Raw genomic sequence first — 16,896 nt, 5'->3', positions numbered from 1 at the left:
GGTCAGCCCTCCCATGCCGAGACGACCGAGATCGCCTGCTGCGGATTGAGGCGCGGGTCGCAGAAGCTCGTGTACTTGTCGCCCACGTGATCCAGCCCCGCCTCGTTGCGTACGCACTCGGTCACGTTCTCCGGCGTGGTCTCCAGGTGCAGGCCGCCCGCGATGCCGCCGGCCGTCCTGACCGAGCACTGGAAGCCGTGGACCTCGCGGATCACGGTGTCCAGCAGCCGCGTCTTCAGCCCGTCCGGGGCCGTGACCGTGTTGCCGTGCATCGGGTCGCTGAGCCAGATCACGGGGTGCCCGGCCTCACGGACCGCCGCCACGAGCGCGGGCAGCTTCTGCGACACCACGTCCGCGCCCATGCGCGCTATCAGCGTGAGCCGGCCGTGCTCCCGGTCCGGGTCGAGGAGCTCGCACAGGGCGAGGAGCTCGTCCATGGTCGTCTTCGGGCCGACCTTGCACGCCACCGGGTTCGCCACGGCCGCGAGCAACGCCACGTGCGCGCCGTCCACCTGCCGCGTACGCTCCCCGATCCACGGCCAGTGCGTCGACGTGAGCAGCGGGCGGCCGTCCTCACCGGCGCCGTCGCCCTTGCCGGCGCGCACCATCGGCAGTTCGTAGTCCAGCAGGAGCGCCTCGTGGCTCGTCCACACGGGCGGGCAGACGCCCGACCGGCGGGACGGGTCCAGCCAGCCGAGGTGCCTCATCGCCTCCCCCGCGGCGAGATAGCCCGACAGCATGCGCTGCGGGTCGGGGCGGCGGCGCTCCGGGTGCGGCTCCGGGTTGTTGACCATGTGGCCGCGGTACACCGGCAGTTCGAGGCCGCCCGCGACGCACTCCGTCGCGCTGGAACGCGGCTTCGCGAACTGGCCCGCCATGCGGCCTGCCCGGATCACCGGCTTGTGCGCCACCATCTTCATCACGCCGGCCAGCACGTCCAGCAGGCCGGCTTTACGGGCCACGTAGCCCGAAGTGCACTCCGCGGGGTCCTCCGCGCAGTCGCCCGCCTGGACCACCTGGGCCGCGCCCCGCGCCACCTCGGCGAGGTGGTGGCGCAGCGTCCTGACGTCGTCGGCGCGGACCAGCGCCGGGCGGCGGGCGAGTTCCTCGCGGACCCGGCGCACCTGGGGGACGTCGCCCCAGTCCGGCTGCTGGAGGGCGGGCTTGTGCTGGACGTCGTCGAGCAGAGCGTCGGTCATGGTTTCTCCAAAAACGCTTAAGTGACTGCTCTTGGGAACAAAGCAAGCAACGTGGTGCCGGGTTTTCCAGGGAGCGGCTCCCTTTCGGCCTGGGGTGGGGACGGGGGGGCGGGGTGGGGGTGGGGGTTTGGGTTGGGGGTGGGGGTTGACGTGAGGTGCCTTCTTCTCCTTGCGCGGACTCGATCGTCCGGAGTTCCGCCCCTTTCGCCAACGGCCCCTCCGCCACTCCGTCAGATGGCCACCGACTCCATCAAGTGGCTGTCAAGTACCCGTTCTTGCCAAGTTGACGGAGTACGCGCGGGCTGTTCTGCCCCGCCCCCGTTTCGATTTACTGTCGTCCCCTCTGCCCTAAGCGTTTCCGCGGACCATCCGGAGAGGGGGCGACCCTGTCATGGGAGAGCGCACGGTGACGTCGGGAGGCGAGGTCCTGCGGGAACTCCTCGCCGAAGGCGTCTCCCCCTGGCTCGACGGCCTCCGCCGCTCACTCCTCACCTCCGGCACGCTGACCCGGCTCATCGCCGCCGGTCGCGCGCGAGGGGCCACGACCGACCCCGGAGTGCTCGCCGCCGAGGTCTCCGGCGGCACGTCCTACGCCCAGCAGCTGTCCCAGCTCGCCTGCCGCTCCGTCCCCCTGACGACCGCCGTGCAAGCCCTGTGCGCGTACGACCTGCGGACCGCCTGCGACGAGCTCCGGCCGGTTTTCGCCGCAACGCACGGGCTCGACGGGCACGTCTCCATGGACCCCGTCGTGTACCCCGGCGGGTGCGCCGGGGCCCTCGCCGACGCCGCGGTCGCCCTCCACCGGGCCGCCTGCCGGCCCAACGCCCTGGTCAAGCTCCCCGCCACGGACGACGGCCTCGTCGCGGCCGGCGAGTGCCTCGCCCGGGGCATCGGGGTGCACGTCACCGGGATCTGCTCCGTACAGCGCTACGAGCAGGTCGTGGACGTGTGGTTCGCCGGGCTGGAACGGGCCCGGGACGCCGGCCTGGACCTGTCCGTCATCCCCTCTGTTGCCGCCCTGCCCGTGGCCCGGATCGACGCCGAGGTCGACGGGCGGTTGCGTGACGCCGGGGCCGCGCCCGAGTTGCGCGGGACGGCGGCCCTCGCCGTGGCCCGGCTCGTCTACCGGCAGTACGAGGAGGGGCTCGGGAGTGCGCGCTGGCGGGTTCTGGCCGCGGCCGGGGCGCGTCCGCAGCGGCTGATGTGGGCCGTCGGCTCCGGGGTTCCGTATGTCGGCTCCCTGGTTGCCTGGGGCACCGTCAGCGCGATGTCCGAGGGCGCGCTGGGGGCCGTCGTGGAGCGGGGGCGGCTGCGGGGCGACACGCTGACCGGGCAGGACGGTGCGGCGCGGGCGGCCGTGGCGCGGCTGGAGCGGTGCGGGGTGTCGTTCGGTGAGGTCGGCAAGACGCTGGAGGCGGATAGCGCGAAGCACCGGGTGTCCTCCTGGCGGGCGTTGCGGGGGGTGGTGGGTGAGCGGCTGCGGGGCTGAGGGGGCGGGCGCGTGCGGGGTTCGCTGTGGTGCGGGGCCGGTGCCTCCGGGGCAGGGGTCCGGGACCGTATATTTACGGGCCCGTTCCCCGCGTTTCTTTTGCACCCTCATGCGCATCGGGCCCGCAAATACACGTCAGCGTCCCGGACCCCTGCCCCTGCGGCCCCGGCCCCTCCCGTCTCGTCGTCGACTGACCGCCGGTGGAGCGTTAGATCCTCACCGCTTGCCTCGTCGGCCTTCTGTCCGGGAACGGGTTGCCCGTCAGGGCGGTCAATGCTGCTGCTTTTACCGCCGTTTCCTCGTACTCCTCCTCCGGGTTCGAGAGGGCTATGATCGCGCCCCCTACCCCGTAGCGGACGTGGTCCCGGGTTACTACCGCCGTGCGGATCACCACGCTCAAGTCCGCCGCCCCCGTGAGGGAGAAGTAGCCGATCGCCCCCGAGTACACGCCCCTCGGGCCCTCTTCCAGGGCGTCGATGATCTGCATCGTGCGGATCTTGGGCGCTCCCGTCATCGAGCCCGGCGGGAAGGCCGCCCGCACGCAGTCCACCGCGGAGTGGTCCTCCCGCAGCTTCGCCCGTACGGTGCTGACCAGCTGGTGCGCCTTCGCGTAGCTCTCCACGCGGAAGACGTCCTCCGCCTCGACCGAGCCGATCTGCGCGCAGCGGCCCAGGTCGTTGCGGACCAGGTCCACGATCATCAGGTTCTCCGCGCGGTCCTTCTCGTCCGTCGCGAGGTCCGCCGCCAGCCGTGCGTCTTCTTGCGGGGTCGCTCCGCGCGGGCGCGTTCCCTTGATCGGGCTGGATTCCGCACGGCCTGTCGCGTCGATCCTCAGGAATCGCTCCGGCGACGTGCTGAGCACGGAGAGTTCGCCGAAGCTCAGCAGGGCGCCGAAGGGGGCCGGGCTGGTGCGGCGCAGGAAGCGGTAGCCGTCCCAGGGGTCCAGCGTGCCGGTTGTTTCCGCCATGTTGGTCAGGCAGATCTCGTACGACTCCCCCGCCGCGATCTGCTCCTGGCACGTGTCGATCAGCCTGAGGTACGCGTCGCGGTCGTGGCGCAGCTCCAGGGCGCCGAGGGTATCGGGGCGGCGGGCCGGAAAGGGGCGCATCCCGGTGAGCGCCGCGAGCCTGCGGGCCGTCGTGTCGAGCCAGGTGCGGGCCCCGGACTCGTTGCCGTCCTCGGCGAGGGCGAGGAGGTGGGTGGTGCCGGTCTCGTGGTCGAGGACGAGCGCCCGGTCGGCGAAGACCATCGTGGCGTCGGGGTCGTCCGAGCGGTGGCCCCGTTCGCCGCCGCACTCGGCCTTGAGTCCGTAGCCGAGGTAGCCCACCCAGCCGAGCGCGAAGTCGAAAGGCAGGGGCGGTACTTCGGTGCGGGTTGCCTTCAGGTCCCGGTCGAGCCAGTCCAGAAAGCGTCCTGTGACCACCTCGGTGGTGTGCCGCGAGCGGACCGTCACCGTGCTGCTGTGGACGTCGGCGGTGGCCGTGCGGGCCAGCGGGCCGGAGGCGTCCCCCATGATGGAGAACCTGCCCGTCCGCTCGTCCCGGCTGCTGCTGTCCAGCCAGTACGCGTGCGGGCCCCTGCGGAACAGGCGGTCGAACGCCACCTCGTCGTTCCAGTTCGTCGGCAGCTCGGCGGTGATGACGCGTAGGCTGCGGGCCCTCTGTGGTGTCTCTTCCGGCTTCGGGCGCGTCGTGGGCCGTGGCGCCTTGTTCCGGCCCCCGTGCCGTTCCGTCAGCCTTCTGAAGTTGTCCAGAATGCGGTGCCCGTGCTCGCTTCCGACCGACTCCGGGTGGAACTGCACGCCCCACAGCGGGCGCTCACGGTGCCGCAGCCCCATGACGATGCCGTCGGGCGTCCGTGCCGTCACCTCCAGCTCGGCGGGCAGCCTGCGGGCGGCCAGGGAGTGGTAGCGCACGGCCGGAAAGGGGGACGGCAGCCCCTCGAACAGGTCCGTGCCCTCGTGGACCACGGGCGAGACCCGGCCGTGGTACGGCTCCGGGGCCCGGCCGACTTCGCCCCCGTACAGCAGGGCGATGCCCTGGTGCCCCAGGCAGACGCCGAGCGCGGGGACGCGGCCGTGCCGCAGGATTTCCGTGCAGATGCCGAAGTCCGCTTCCCGTTCCGGAGTGCCGGGGCCGGGTGAGATGACGACGTTGTCGAACGCGGCGAGGTACTGCGGTTTCCAGGCCGGGTCGTCGTGGGTGACGACTTCCGGCTCCCGGCCGTTGACTTCGGCCAGGTAATGGAACAGGTTATAGGTGAAGGAGTCGTAGTTGTCGACTAATAACGTACGCACGTTTCCCCCGTTTCGGCGTTATCGGACGACTTCCGGGCGGCGGGAGAATTCCGCCGCCGGCGTCACTTCCATCAGCATGTGCTCGACCTCGTGCGGCCCTTCCCGTACGGCGGTGCGGCGGACCACGTCCAGCCGGCGGCCGCACACGTCCGCGATCCGGTGCAGGGCGGGCACGTCCCCCCTGGTGCTGAAGTGCAGCAGGACCCTGCCGCCCGGGGCGAGCCGGTCCGGCGCTTCTTGGAGGAAGCGGCGGTGCGCGGCGTAGCCGGGGTCGACGTAGGCCCTCTCGTGCAGGGTTCTGGGCCGGTAGTCCGGTGGTGCGAGGACGAAATTCGAGTGCCAGAAAACCGTGTCGAACCCCTCCTGGCCGGTGAGGCTTTCGAAGAGGTCGCTGTGCAGGCCGGACACCTTGTCCGGCACTCCGTGCCGGGCCGCGTTCATCTCGGTGTTCAGCACTGCCGCGGGATTGATGTCGGTCGCGGTCACCCGGGTGCAGCCCGCCAGCGCGGCCGCCACGGCCACGACGCCGGTGCCGCAGCCGATCTCCAGGAGCGATCCCTTGCGGAGCACGGCGGATTCGGCGGCCTTTTCCGTCAGGTCCAGGAAATCCAGCGTGATTTCCGTCGCGGGCGAGTAAATCGGAGCAAACACCTCCGGTAACAGATCCCACTCGCGGCCGCACATCGTGAAAACGTCCGGCCGGTCCTCCCGCACGAGCGCCCGGCGGCTGCGCTCCACAGAGAGCCTGTAGTCCCGTACCCCCGTCATACCGATCCCCCTGAATCAGCGACAACTCCCGGGCGCGGGCCCGGTGTTCATCAACCTTCACCTATAGGGACGCTAAAGAGGAAGGTGATCCAGTAACACACCCGCGAGTTTCGGCGGTGGTCCGGACACCACCGTGCCGGGCCCGCCGCACGGCGGCCCCCTCCTTGATCGGCAACGGTTGACGCGCCCGTGCCGGTGTGCATAGCTTCCCGGCATACCGTGCCGCGGCTCTATCCGTGCGGCAGAGCGCACCGGACCCGGGGGGCATCGTGTCGCAAGGCATGTCCGAGGACGGCATATTCGCCGTGCTGGAGCTATTGGCCGCCGGGGCGCCGGCCCAGGAATACGAAGCCCTCGCGCAGCGGCTCCGCGCTTCCGGCGCGAGCGCCGCGGAGCTCGCGCAGCTCGACCGGTCCGTGCAGCTCGGACTGACCATACGGACCTGGACGGAGCGTCAGCAGCAGCGGGAGGCCGGCATGTCGGCCCTCATCGACACCGCGCGCGACCTGGCCACCCCGCACGACGTCGACACGCTCCTGAAGGTCATCCTGCGGCGCGCCCGGCTGCTGCTCGCCGTCGACATGTCGTACATCGGCATGTACGACGAGGGGGAACAGTACGTCACCATACGCGCCTCCGACGGCCACACCACCGCCTTCAACGTGGGCCTGAGACTGCCCGGCGGCAGTGGGCTGGGCTCCGCCGTCATGTCCAACCCCTCCCCGTTCTGGACCCCCGACTACCTCGCCGACGAGCGCATCCAGCACAGCGGCGACATCGACTACGTGGTGAAGGCCGAGGGACTGCAAGCCGTCCTCGCCGTCCCGCTGAACCGCGGCGCGCGCCCCTTCGGCACGCTGTACGTGGCCGAACGCAAGGTCCGGCACTTCACCACGGACGAGATAGCGCTCCTCAGCTCGCTGGGCGACCTGGCCGGCGTGGCCATAGAGAAGGCCGAGCTGCTGGACCGTACGACTGCCCTGGTGGCCGAGCTGGAGCAGCACTCCACGCGGGTCGAGGCCGGGCTGCGCAGCGCGCAGGAGCTCAGCGACACCCAGCACCGGCTCATCCAGCTCGTGCTGGGCGACTGCGACCTGGAGGCCCTCGCCCGAGCGTCGGCCTCCGAGCTGAACGCCGCCGTCCAGGTGTGCGCCGCCAACGGCACGACCCTCTGCGCCTCCGGTCCCGTACGGGACGAGGGCACGGACCCCGAGTCGCTGCTCGTTCCGGCCGCCATGGACGCCCATGCCGCGCGCGAGCCCGTCGCCCTCGGCGACGGGCTGTGGGCCGTGCCGATCTCCGCGGGCACCGGCAGCAACCTCGGCACCCTGCTGCTGCGCCCCGACCGGCCCGGCGCGGTGCAGGACGAGCGGCTGCTGCGGCTCGTCGCGCAGGTCATGGCCGTGCAACTGCTGGTGGAGAGCAGCCGCACGGCGATCGCCGAGGGGCAGGTCCGCGACGACTTCCTCGCCGACCTGCTGGCCAGCCCGCAGCGCCCGCCCCACCAGCTCGAACAGCACGCGCGGCGGCTCGGCATCGACCTGAGCAAGCCGCACGTCGTGGTCGTGGCCCGGCCCGAGGGCGACGCTCGCGGCAAGACGGCGATCTGGGCGTCGTCGTACGCGCACCGGCTCAGCGGGCTCAAGAGCATGCACAACGGCTGCGCGGTGCTGCTGCTGCCGGGCAGCGACGCGGGCGGCGCGGGCCGCGCCGTCTCCGCCGAGCTGTCGCCGCTCCTCGGCCACCCGGTGACGGTGAGCTCCGCCGGACCGGTCGCGGGCCCGGCCTCCGTGCACCACGCCTTCCAGGAGGCGCTGCGCTGCCTGGACGCGATGACGTCGCTCGGGGTGATCGGCCGGTCGGCGTCGGTGCGCGAGCTGGGCTTCCTCGGGGTGCTGCTCTCCGACAACCACGACGTCGAGGGGTTCGTCGACTCGGCCATAGGGCCCGTGATCGACTACGACCAGCAGCGGTTCACGGACCTGACGCGCACGCTGGAGACGTACTTCGAGGCGGGCGGCAGCCCGACGAACGCGGCCAAGAAGCTTCATGTGCACCCCAATACGGTGGCGCGGCGCCTGGAGCGGATCAGTGAGCTGCTGGGGCCGCAGTGGCAGCAGCCCGAGCGCGCCCTGGAAGTGCAGCTGGCCCTGCGGGTCTTCCGGGTGCGGCACAGCCTGCGGCTGGGCGAGCGGGGCGCGCCCGCCGAGGGCGGCGGCCCCCCGGAAGCGCAGGAGACGTAACCGGGCCGGGCCCAGGAGGCTCAGGAGACGTAGCCGAGCTGCATGCGCTCCTCCTCCGGCCGGCCGGTGAGCGCGGCCACGGCGTGGGCGGCGGAGGCCAGCGTGACGTGCCGGTGCCAGCCGCTGAACGCGCGGCCCGCGAAGTCCCGGATGCCGACCTCGTCGGCGATCTCGGTGAAGTCCCGGTCGACCCGGTCCAGGAGCTTGCCCAGCCGGACGAGGGCGGCGGGCGGGACGTTGACCAGGTCCGTCAGCCACAGCTCGGCCGGCCAGCTCCGGCCGTTCTCCCCCACGCCCAGCAGGAGTAACTCCCGGCGTCGCGCGGGCCCCGGCACGGCCGCCGTGCGCAGCGCCGGCAGCCCCACGCGGACGGCCGCGATCAGTGAGGTCCGCACGACCCGCGACGGGCCGTGGTCGCGCCACATCACCGGGCGCCGCATGTCGCGCGCCGCCCCGAGGATCTGGTGGGCCGGCAGCGCCTCCGCGCCGCGCCCCGGCGCGGCCTGGCCGGACACGGTCAGCCGCAGCGAGTGGCTGATGCGGGCCATGGCCGGCACGCCGCAGGCACGCAGCCGCAGCAGGGCCGCGGGGGCGTCCATGTCGCGGGCGTCCAGCACCAGGGGGCGCAGCGGCAGCCCCCAGCCGCGCATCATCCCCGCGTACGCCTCGACCGTGCACTCCCCCAGGGTCTCCGGGCGGACCGAGTCGGGGATGGCGGCCTGGCTGCGCCGGAGCCCGTCCTGCAGCCAGGCGTCGGACAGGTGCAGCCGCCAGTTGACGGGGGTGCTGCGCTCGGCGGAGGCGGCCCAGACGCCGACGGCCTCCTGCGCGTTGAGCACCTGGCCGACGGCGGGGCAGAAGCGCCGGTCGACGCCCACCGAGTTGTCGCCGGCCTTGGGGATGACCATGGGGCGCACGACCCACGCGTGCGGCGGCGAGACCCGGGTGAGGTAGTGGGCGAGCGCGCGGCGCACGGGGATCCAGTCCCAGGTGGAGCTGGAGATGAAGTGGTGCAGGCTCTGCTCGGCGGCCTGGCCGCCGATGAGCGCCGCGATGTTGCGGATGGACTTGCGGCCCTGAGTGCCCAGCAGGCCGCGCACGTAGGCCTCGCCCCGGCGCCGCTGGTCGCTGCGCGGCAGGGAGGCGAAGAGGGCGGCGCACAGCTCGGCCAGCACGTCGTCCTGGGATTCGGGGCCCTGGGATCCGGGGCCCTGAGTCCCGGGGCGGGCCGGGGCGGAAACGGAGGGCCGGGCGGGCCGGGCAGGCCGTGCGGTCCGCCGGTGGAGAGCAACACCACTCATCGTCAATCCCCCATCTCGGCAGCTGGGTGGCTTTCTCCACGGTCCTGCCGCGCACCCCCCGGCGCCCAGGTGTCAAGGCCACCCGCATGCACCCCGCGATGGTGGTCTCACCACCACCCCGGGGTCCGTGAGGGGCCGCACGACGCTCCGGAGGGCCCCCGGTGTGTGCCCGGACCACCATTCCGGCGGCGGCGCGGGGGGCCACTCGGAGGACGGGGTCGGAGCGGCGCGGGGCGTTGCGGATACGGTGGTCCTGTGCACCGGTGCGGTCGGGCCCCTCGCGGCAGCCCGCACCGGGGACCGCGGGCAAGCATTCGGTATTCGGTCACGCGGTGCGCAAAAACCGGGAAGGAACACGTGAGCAGGTTGTTGGTGCAGGTCAGCGCGGTAGTCCGGAGCGTGGGGTAAGCGTCGTGCACATTGTGATCATGGGCTGCGGGCGCGTGGGCTCGGCCCTCGCCCAGACCCTTGAGAAGCAGGGTCACACGGTCGCCGTGATCGACCAGGACCCGACGGCCTTCCGCCGCCTGGGCTCCGGGTTCGGCGGCCGCCGCGTGACCGGCGTCGGCTTCGACCAGGACACCCTGCGCGAGGCGGGCATCGAGGAGGCGGGCGCGTTCGCGGCCGTCAGCAGCGGTGACAACTCCAACATCATCGCGGCCCGGGTGGCCCGCGAGATGTTCGGCGTCGAGAACGTGGCCGCGCGGATCTACGACCCGCGGCGCGCCGAGGTCTACCAGCGCCTCGGCATCCCCACCGTGGCGACCGTCCGCTGGACGGCCGACCAGATGCTGCGGCGGCTGCTGCCCTCCGGCGCGGAGCCGCTGTGGCGCGACCCGAGCGGCGGCGTGCAGCTCGCCGAGGTCCCGGCGTCCGAGGCCTGGGTCGGCCACAAGATCAGCAAGCTCCAGGAGGAGACCGGCGTGCGGGTGGCGTTCCTCACCCGGCTGGGTGAGGCGATGCTGCCGACGTCCTCGACGGTGTTGCAGGAAGGCGATCTGGTGCACGTGATGATGCGCACCGACGAGGTCGAGAAGGTCGAAGCGGCGTTCTCGCACGGCCCCGAGGAGGCGCACTGATGAGGGTCGCCATTGCCGGTGCCGGTGCCGTCGGCCGCTCCATCGCGGGCGAGCTGCTGGAGAACGGCCACGAAGTGCTGCTCGTCGACAAGGCCCCGACCGCCATCTCGGTCGAGCGGGTGCCGCTCGCGGAGTGGCTGCTGGCCGACGCCTGCGAGATCACCTCGCTGGACGAGGCGGCGCTCCAGCGCTGCAACGTGGTCATCGCCGCCACGGGTGACGACAAGGTCAACCTCGTCGTCTCCCTGCTGGCCAAGACCGAGTACGGGGTGCCCCGGGTCGTGGCCCGGGTCAACAACCCCAAGAACGAGTGGCTGTTCAACGAGTCCTGGGGCGTCGACGTGGCCGTGTCCACGCCGCGCCTGATGTCCGCGCTGGTCGAGGAGGCCGTGAGCGTCGGCGACCTGGTGCGGCTCATGCGCTTCAGCCAGGGCGACGCGAACCTCGTCGAGCTGACGCTGCCGCCCGAGTCGGCGCTCGCCGGCACCCGCGTCGGCGACGTGGAGTGGCCGGACGACACCTCGCTGGTCACGATCATCCGCGGCACCCGCGTGCTCACCCCCAGCCGGGAGGACGTGCTGGAGGCCGGCGACGAGCTGCTGTTCGTCGCCGCACCGGCGCGGGAGGAGCAGCTGGAGGTCCTGCTGTCGGCGACGCGCGAGGCCTAGCCCCGCGCCGTACCGTACGACGCCGTATGACGACGCCGGGCGGGCTCGGGATTCCGAGCCCGCCCGGCGTTCGTGTGGTACGGGCAGCCGGCTGTACGGAGGGCCGGCCGACTACCTGACTAGCTGACGGCCTTGCTCTTCTCCGCGCCTTCGGCGCGCTCCGCGGCCTCGGCCGCCTCCGCCGCCTCCATCTCCGCGATCACGTCGATCGGCGGCGGCGCCTTGGCCAGGAAGATCCAGGTCAGGTAGACCGACAGCAGCATCGGCGGAATGCCGAGGGCCACCTTCACCCAGCCGAGCTCGGTCGCGTCGCCCCACCAGTACAGCGGGAAGAGGATCGCCGACTTGGCCAGCAGGATCAGGCCCCAGGCCCAGCTCGCCTTGGTGTAGGCCACCTTGCGGCCGGGGTTGCGGGTGCGCCAGGAGAGGTTCTCCTTGAACACCGGGCCCAGGATCAGCCCGAGCAGCGGATAGCCCGCCAGCGCGGTGACGATGTACGCCACGGCCAGGCCCAGGGTGTAGAGCATGCCCGGCAGGTGGAAGTTCTTGGCGTCGCCGGTCATCATCGCGAAGACCGCGCCGATGGCGACCCCGAAGACACCGCTGAAGGCGTGCTTGACGGTGTCCTTGCGCAGCAGCCGGGCCACGCCCATCAGCAGCGACAGGCCCAGCGCGGCGATGGCCGCGGTGTGGATGTCCCGCTTGGCGGTGAAGATCGCCACGAAGACCAGGCCCGGCACGGTCGTTTCGACCATGCCCCGCACCCCGCCGAAGGCATCGAACAGGGCCGCTTTGGTGGCCGCCGACGCGTCGGCGTCACCGCCCGTTCCCTGCTGGTCGACGATCGGCTTGTCGAGAGACGTCACCCGCTACTCCTGTCCGAGCGGTCGGAGTTCGTACTTGGGATTGAACAGCACCCGGCGGCCGCGGCTCATCGAGATCCGACCGGAGGCGATCAGCTTACGGCCGGGCTCTATGCCGACGATGGAACGACGGCCGAGCCACACGACGTCGAGCGCGGCCGAGCCGTCGAACAGCTCGGCCTCCAGGGCGGGGACTCCGGCGCGCGGACGCAGAGTGACGGTCCGCAGCGTACCGGTGACCTTGACTATCTGGCGGTCGTCGCAGTCGCATATCCGCGTGCAGCCCGCGGCCTCCGTGTCCTGCTGCAGCTCCGCGTCGTGCAGCTCCTCCTGGGAGGTTGACAGCCGGTCGAGCATCCGGCGGAAACGGCCGGTCGGCTTCTCGGAACGGGGTACGGCACTCATGAACCCAGCGTACCGGGAGCGGCCTGGGGCGCTGTTTGTCCTCAATCGCCGGACGGGCTCAAAGATTTTTGAGCCCGTCCGGCGATTGAGGACAAGGCATCACATCTCGAACCGGTACCCCATCCCCGGCTCGGTGATGAAGTGCTTCGGGTGCGAAGGGTCACGTTCGAGCTTGCGCCGCAGCTGGGCCATGTACACCCGCAGATAGTTCGTCTCCGTGCCGTACGAGGGGCCCCAGACCTCCTGGAGCAGCTGCTTCTGGCTGACGAGACGCCCCGTATTGCGGACGAGGACCTCCAGCAGGTGCCACTCCGTCGGCGTCAGCCGCACGTCCCGCCCCTCGCGGTTGACCTTCTTCGCCGCGAGGTCGACCGTGAAGACCTCCGTCTCGACGATCGCGTCGTCCCCCGCGGCCGCCGGCCCCGTCGGCTCGGCGCGCCGCACCGCGGCCCGCAGCCGGGCCAGCAGCTCGTCCATGCCGAACGGCTTGGTGACGTAGTCGTCGGCGCCGGCGTCCAGCGCCTCGACCTTCTCGTCGGAGGTGTGGCGGGCCGAGAGGACCAGGATCGGGACCCGGGTCCAGCCCCGCAGCCCCTTGATCACCTCGACGCCGTCCATGTCGGGCAGGCCGAGGTCGAGGATGACCACGTCGGGGTGGCGGGCGGCGGCGAGCTGGAGCGCGGTCGCGCCGTCGGGCGCGGCGTCGACCTCGTACTTCCGCGCCTTGAGGTTGATCACGAGGGCGCGGACGATCTGCGGCTCGTCATCCACCACGAGCACCCGGTTCATCGGTTTCCACCTCTGCTGGTCGTGCGGGCCCGTCCACGGGGCCCGGGGTCGGGGACTGCTGGTCTGCCGGTATGGCGGGGAGGTCTCACGTGGTGGCCTGCGCCGGGAGGTCCGCGCGGACGGGGGCGACCCCCGCGGCGGCCCGCAGGGTGAGCACCATGGTCATGCCGCCGCCGGGCGTGTCCTCGGCGGCGAGGGTGCCGCCCATGGCCTCGGCGAAGCCGCGGGCGACGGCCAGGCCGAGGCCCACGCCGGCGCCCCGCGGCGCGTCCCCGTAGCGCTGGAAGGGCTCGAAGATGCGGTCCTTGGCGCTGTCGGGGACGCCGGGGCCGCGGTCGGCCACCCGGACCTCCACCCGGTCGCCCAGGGCGCTGGCGGCCACGTGGACGGGCGTGCCGCCGGGGCTGTACTTGACGGCGTTCTCGACGACGTTGGCGACGCTGCGCTCCAGCAGGCCCGGGTCGACGGCGACCATCGGCAGCGACTCGGGGATGTCGAGGGTGACGCTGCCCTCGGGGACGCCGCCCAGGGCCATGGGCACGACCTCGTCCAGGTCGATCTCGCGGATCAGCGGGGTGACCGTGCCGGTCTGGAGCCGCGACATGTCGAGGAGGTTGCCGACGAGGTGGTCGAGGCGGTCGGCGCCGTCCTCGATGCTCGCCAGCAGCTCGGCCTCGTCCTCCTCGGACCAGGCGACGTCGTCGGAGCGCAGGGACGTCACCGCGGCCTTGATCGCGGCCAGCGGGGTGCGCAGGTCGTGGCTGACGGCGGCGAGCAGGGCGACGCGGATGCGGTTGCCCTCGTCCAGGCGGCGGGCCCGCTCGGCCTCGCCGACCAGCCGCTGCCGGTCCAGGACGACGGCGGCCTGCGCGGCGAAGGCGGCGAGCACGCGGCGGTCCTCGGCGGGCAGGACGCGGCCGGAGAGGGCGAGGGCCATGTTGTCGCCGACGGGCATGTCGACGTCGGCGTCCTCGGGGCGCAGCAGGGGCTTGCCCGAGCTGGTCACGACGCTCGCCGCGCAGGTCCACGGGTCGACCTCGCTGGTGCGCTCCAGCAGGGCCACGGACTCCATGGCGAAGGTCTCCCGGACCCGCTCCAGCAAGGCGTCCAGGCTGGTGTCGCCGCGCAGGACGCTGCCGGCCAGGAAGGAGAGGATCTCGGACTCGGCGCGCAGCCGGGCCGCCTGGTGGGTGCGGCGCGCGGCCACGTCCACCACGGACGCCACGGAGACGGCGACGAAGACGAAGATCGTGATGGCGACGATGTTCTTGGGGTCGGTGATCGTCCAGCGGTGGAGGGGCTCGACGAAGAAGTAGTTCAGCAGCAGCGAGCCGAAGGCCGCGGACGCGAGGGAGGGCAGCAGGCCGCCGAGGAGGGCCGCGGCCACCGTCATGCACAGGAACAGCAGCATGTCGTTGGCGAGGCCGAGGTCCGGGTCGATGTGCGTCAGCAGCAGGCTGAGCAGGGCGGGCCCGCCCAGGCCGACGAGCCAGCCCGCGACGATGCGGCCGCGGCCGAGGCGGGCGCCGCGCGCGACCGGCAGGCCGCGGCCCTTGGCGACCTCCTCGTGCGTGACGATGTGCACGTCGAGGTCGGGCCCGGACTCGCGGGCCACGGTCTGGCCCACGCCGGGACCGAAGATGTACTGCCAGGTCTTGCGCCGGCTGGAGCCGAGCACGATCTGGGTGGCGTTGACGCCACGGGCGAACTCCAGCAGCGAAGCGGGCACGTCGTCCCCGATCACGTGGTGGAAGGTGCCGCCGAGGTCCTCGACCAGGGTGCGCTGGACGGCCAGCTCCTTCGGCGACGCCGAGGTGAGCCCGTCGCTGCGGGCGATGTAGACGGCGAGGATCTCACTGCCGGAGCCCTTGGCGGCCATGCGCGCCGCGCGGCGGATCAGGGTGCGGCCCTCGGGGCCGCCGGTGAGGCCCACGACGATGCGCTCGCGGGCGTGCCAGATGGTGGAGACGCTGTGCTCGGTGCGGTACTGGCGCAGGTATTCGTCGACGCGGTCGGCCGTCCACAGCAGCGCGAGCTCGCGCAGCGCGGTCAGGTTGCCGGGCCGGAAGTAGTTGGAGAGGGCCGCGTCGACCTTGTCGGGCTTGTAGATGTTGCCGTGCGCCATGCGGCGGCGCAGCGCCTGCGGCGACATGTCGACCAGCTCTATCTGGTCGGCGCGGCGCACCACCTCGTCGGGCACGGTCTCCTGCTGCCGCACGCCCGTGATCGACTCGACGACGTCGCCGAGCGACTCCAGGTGCTGGATGTTGACCGTGGAGACCACGTCGACGCCCGCCTGGAGGAGCTCCTCGACGTCCTGCCAGCGCTTGGTGTTGCGCGAGCCGGGCACGTTGGTGTGGGCGAGCTCGTCGACGAGGACGACGGCGGGGCGGCGGGCGAGGACGGCGTCGATGTCCATCTCGGTGAAGACCGTCCCGCGGTAGGCGATCTCCCTGCGCGGCACTTCCTCCAGGCCGTGCAGCATCACCTCGGTGCGCGGCCGGCCGTGGTGCTCGACGAAGCCGACCACGGCGTCCGTGCCGCGCTCCACGCGGCGGTGGGCCTCGGAGAGCATCGCGTACGTCTTGCCGACGCCCGGTGCCGCGCCGAGGTAGATCCGAAGCTTGCCGCGTCCCATGGCCCCATTGTCTTTCACGCTACGCGGTGGCGTCCGGCCGGTTCGTGACGGCCGGCAGTGCCGAGGTGCCCGCACTGCCGCGTACGGCCGACCTTACGGCCAAAGTTCTGGACATATGGGGCACGGCGGGGTGCCGGGCGCGGTATTGACGCAGCTCTGACGCCGTACGCCGTGTCCTTCGCGGGCCTTCGCGGGCCTTCGCGGGCCGTGTACGGCGGCATGATGACGGTATGACCGACACCGCCATCCGCACGGCCCACACCTCCGATCTGACCGGTACGGAACTCGCCGCGGTCCGCGCCCTCATGGACGATGCGTTCGAAGGGGACTTCTCCGACGACGACTGGGACCACACCGTGGGCGGCATGCACGCCCTCGCGTGGGAGGACGGCGAGCTCATAGGCCACGGCTCGCTCGTCCAGCGGCGGCTCCTGCACGGCGGGCGCGCGCTGCGCACCGGCTACGTGGAAGCCGTCGCCGTCCGCGCGGACCGGCGCCGGCGGGGCGTGGCCTCGGCCGTGATGAACGCCCTGGAGCGGATCCTGCGGGACGGGGCGTACGAGGTGGGCGCGCTGGGCGCGGCGGACGAGGCGGTCCCGCTGTACGAGGGCCGCGGCTGGCGGCTGTGGCGGGGCCCGTCGTCGGTACTCGCACCGACGGGCTTGCGCCGCACGGAAGAGGAGGACGGCTGCATCTACGTCCTCCCGCTGCCGGACGGCGCGAAGCTGGACCTGGAGGGCCCCCTGACATGCGACTGGCGCCCGGGGGACGTGTGGTAGCCCCCACGTCCCCCGCTGACCCGGCGTCCCTGCCTCCGCCGCAACGGCACTCAGCCACGTGACCACAGTCCGGCGGCGCCGAACCACCCCAGGCCGCTAGGCACCGCCGAGCACGACGGCGGGGGTTGATCACCGCCGCGGCGGAAAGTTCCTTGCCGGGCCGGCAATCTTCTCCCGCCGCAACGGCGATCAACCACATGACCGCAACCCGGCGGCGCCGAACCAACCCCAGGCCTCCAGGCACCGCCGGACACGACGGCGGGGGTTAATCACCGCTGCGGCGGACAGTTCATTGCCGGGCCGGCAACCTTCTCCCGCCGCAACGGCGATCAACCACATGACCGCAACCCGGCGGTGCCGGACCAACCCCAGGCCGCCA

Annotated in this window: 13 protein-coding genes; 5 read left to right on the top strand and 8 right to left on the bottom strand. The window is 72.2% G+C overall.

All coding sequences use genetic code 11. The features are described 5' to 3' along the window. Positions 1 to 2: 2 nt before the first annotated feature. A complete protein-coding gene (locus tag PS271_RS22770) occupies positions 3 to 1,199 on the bottom strand; it encodes a 3-deoxy-7-phosphoheptulonate synthase (RefSeq protein WP_398384172.1) in 1,197 nt (398 codons plus the stop codon). Positions 1,200 to 1,590: 391 nt separating this feature from the next. Here PS271_RS22770 and PS271_RS22765 point away from each other — a divergent pair, with 391 nt between their 5' ends. Beyond that, a complete protein-coding gene (locus tag PS271_RS22765; RefSeq protein ID WP_398384170.1) occupies positions 1,591 to 2,688 on the top strand; it encodes a transaldolase family protein in 1,098 nt (365 codons plus the stop codon). A gap of 208 nt (positions 2,689 to 2,896) precedes the next feature. Here PS271_RS22765 and pabB read toward each other — a convergent pair whose 3' ends face one another. Together pabB and PS271_RS22755 are read right to left on the bottom strand one after the other, a co-directional pair. Continuing rightward, on the bottom strand, positions 2,897 to 4,984 hold the full coding sequence (gene pabB, locus PS271_RS22760) for an aminodeoxychorismate synthase component I (RefSeq protein ID WP_398384169.1): 2,088 nt from the start codon (positions 4,982 to 4,984) through the stop codon (positions 2,897 to 2,899). Between the two features lie 18 nt (positions 4,985 to 5,002). Beyond that, positions 5,003 to 5,722, bottom strand: a complete 720-nt coding sequence (locus PS271_RS22755) for a 50S ribosomal protein L11 methyltransferase (protein ID WP_398384167.1) — start codon at positions 5,720 to 5,722, stop codon at positions 5,003 to 5,005. 299 nt (positions 5,723 to 6,021) lie between these two features. On the opposite strand from PS271_RS22755, the gene PS271_RS22750 reads away from it, so the two are divergent. Continuing rightward, complete coding sequence (locus tag PS271_RS22750; RefSeq protein ID WP_398384165.1) at positions 6,022 to 7,995, top strand: helix-turn-helix domain-containing protein; 1,974 nt, start codon at positions 6,022 to 6,024, stop codon at positions 7,993 to 7,995. Between the two features lie 20 nt (positions 7,996 to 8,015). On the opposite strand, the gene PS271_RS22745 is transcribed toward PS271_RS22750, so the two are convergent. Further along, on the bottom strand, positions 8,016 to 9,296 hold the full coding sequence (locus PS271_RS22745) for an IS701 family transposase (RefSeq protein ID WP_398384163.1): 1,281 nt from the start codon (positions 9,294 to 9,296) through the stop codon (positions 8,016 to 8,018). A gap of 413 nt (positions 9,297 to 9,709) precedes the next feature. Here PS271_RS22745 and PS271_RS22740 point away from each other — a divergent pair, with 413 nt between their 5' ends. Further along, positions 9,710 to 10,375, top strand: a complete 666-nt coding sequence (locus tag PS271_RS22740) for a potassium channel family protein (protein WP_120755928.1) — start codon at positions 9,710 to 9,712, stop codon at positions 10,373 to 10,375. Next, positions 10,375 to 11,043: a potassium channel family protein gene (locus PS271_RS22735; protein WP_398384162.1), complete on the top strand. Its 669-nt coding sequence runs from the start codon at positions 10,375 to 10,377 to the stop codon at positions 11,041 to 11,043. Before PS271_RS22740 ends, PS271_RS22735 begins: the two co-directional genes overlap by 1 nt. Before the next feature lie 119 nt (positions 11,044 to 11,162). Here the strand turns inward: PS271_RS22735 and PS271_RS22730 are convergent, their stop codons facing one another. From PS271_RS22730 to PS271_RS22715, 4 genes are all read right to left on the bottom strand, one after another. Continuing rightward, positions 11,163 to 11,909, bottom strand: coding sequence for a DUF3159 domain-containing protein (locus tag PS271_RS22730; RefSeq protein ID WP_398384160.1), 747 nt, complete (start codon positions 11,907 to 11,909; stop codon positions 11,163 to 11,165). 3 nt (positions 11,910 to 11,912) lie between these two features. Continuing rightward, a complete protein-coding gene (locus PS271_RS22725) occupies positions 11,913 to 12,311 on the bottom strand; it encodes an OB-fold nucleic acid binding domain-containing protein (protein WP_078660120.1) in 399 nt (132 codons plus the stop codon). 99 nt (positions 12,312 to 12,410) lie between these two features. Continuing rightward, complete coding sequence (locus tag PS271_RS22720) at positions 12,411 to 13,100, bottom strand: response regulator (RefSeq protein WP_030366096.1); 690 nt, start codon at positions 13,098 to 13,100, stop codon at positions 12,411 to 12,413. 85 nt (positions 13,101 to 13,185) lie between these two features. After that, a complete protein-coding gene (locus PS271_RS22715) occupies positions 13,186 to 15,738 on the bottom strand; it encodes a DUF4118 domain-containing protein (protein ID WP_398384158.1) in 2,553 nt (850 codons plus the stop codon). Between the two features lie 230 nt (positions 15,739 to 15,968). On the opposite strand from PS271_RS22715, the gene PS271_RS22710 reads away from it, so the two are divergent. Beyond that, positions 15,969 to 16,517: a GNAT family N-acetyltransferase gene (locus PS271_RS22710; RefSeq protein ID WP_398384156.1), complete on the top strand. Its 549-nt coding sequence runs from the start codon at positions 15,969 to 15,971 to the stop codon at positions 16,515 to 16,517. The last annotated feature ends 379 nt before the right edge of the window (positions 16,518 to 16,896 follow it).

The organism is Streptomyces sp. SCA2-17 (assembly GCF_044336695.1).
Note: the sequence above shows the minus strand (reverse complement) of the source record. Positions and strands in the feature narration are given on the sequence as shown.

Coding starts and splice junctions, on each gene's coding strand:
- PS271_RS22770 (WP_398384172.1), bottom strand. CDS start 1,199: ATGACCGACGCTCTGCTCGACGACGTCCAGCACAAGCCCGCCCTCCAG.
- PS271_RS22765 (WP_398384170.1), top strand. CDS start 1,591: ATGGGAGAGCGCACGGTGACGTCGGGAGGCGAGGTCCTGCGGGAACTC.
- PS271_RS22745 (WP_398384163.1), bottom strand. CDS start 9,296: ATGAGTGGTGTTGCTCTCCACCGGCGGACCGCACGGCCTGCCCGGCCC.
- PS271_RS22735 (WP_398384162.1), top strand. CDS start 10,375: ATGAGGGTCGCCATTGCCGGTGCCGGTGCCGTCGGCCGCTCCATCGCG.
- PS271_RS22725 (WP_078660120.1), bottom strand. CDS start 12,311: ATGAGTGCCGTACCCCGTTCCGAGAAGCCGACCGGCCGTTTCCGCCGG.
- PS271_RS22720 (WP_030366096.1), bottom strand. CDS start 13,100: ATGAACCGGGTGCTCGTGGTGGATGACGAGCCGCAGATCGTCCGCGCC.
- PS271_RS22715 (WP_398384158.1), bottom strand. CDS start 15,738: ATGGGACGCGGCAAGCTTCGGATCTACCTCGGCGCGGCACCGGGCGTC.
- PS271_RS22710 (WP_398384156.1), top strand. CDS start 15,969: ATGACCGACACCGCCATCCGCACGGCCCACACCTCCGATCTGACCGGT.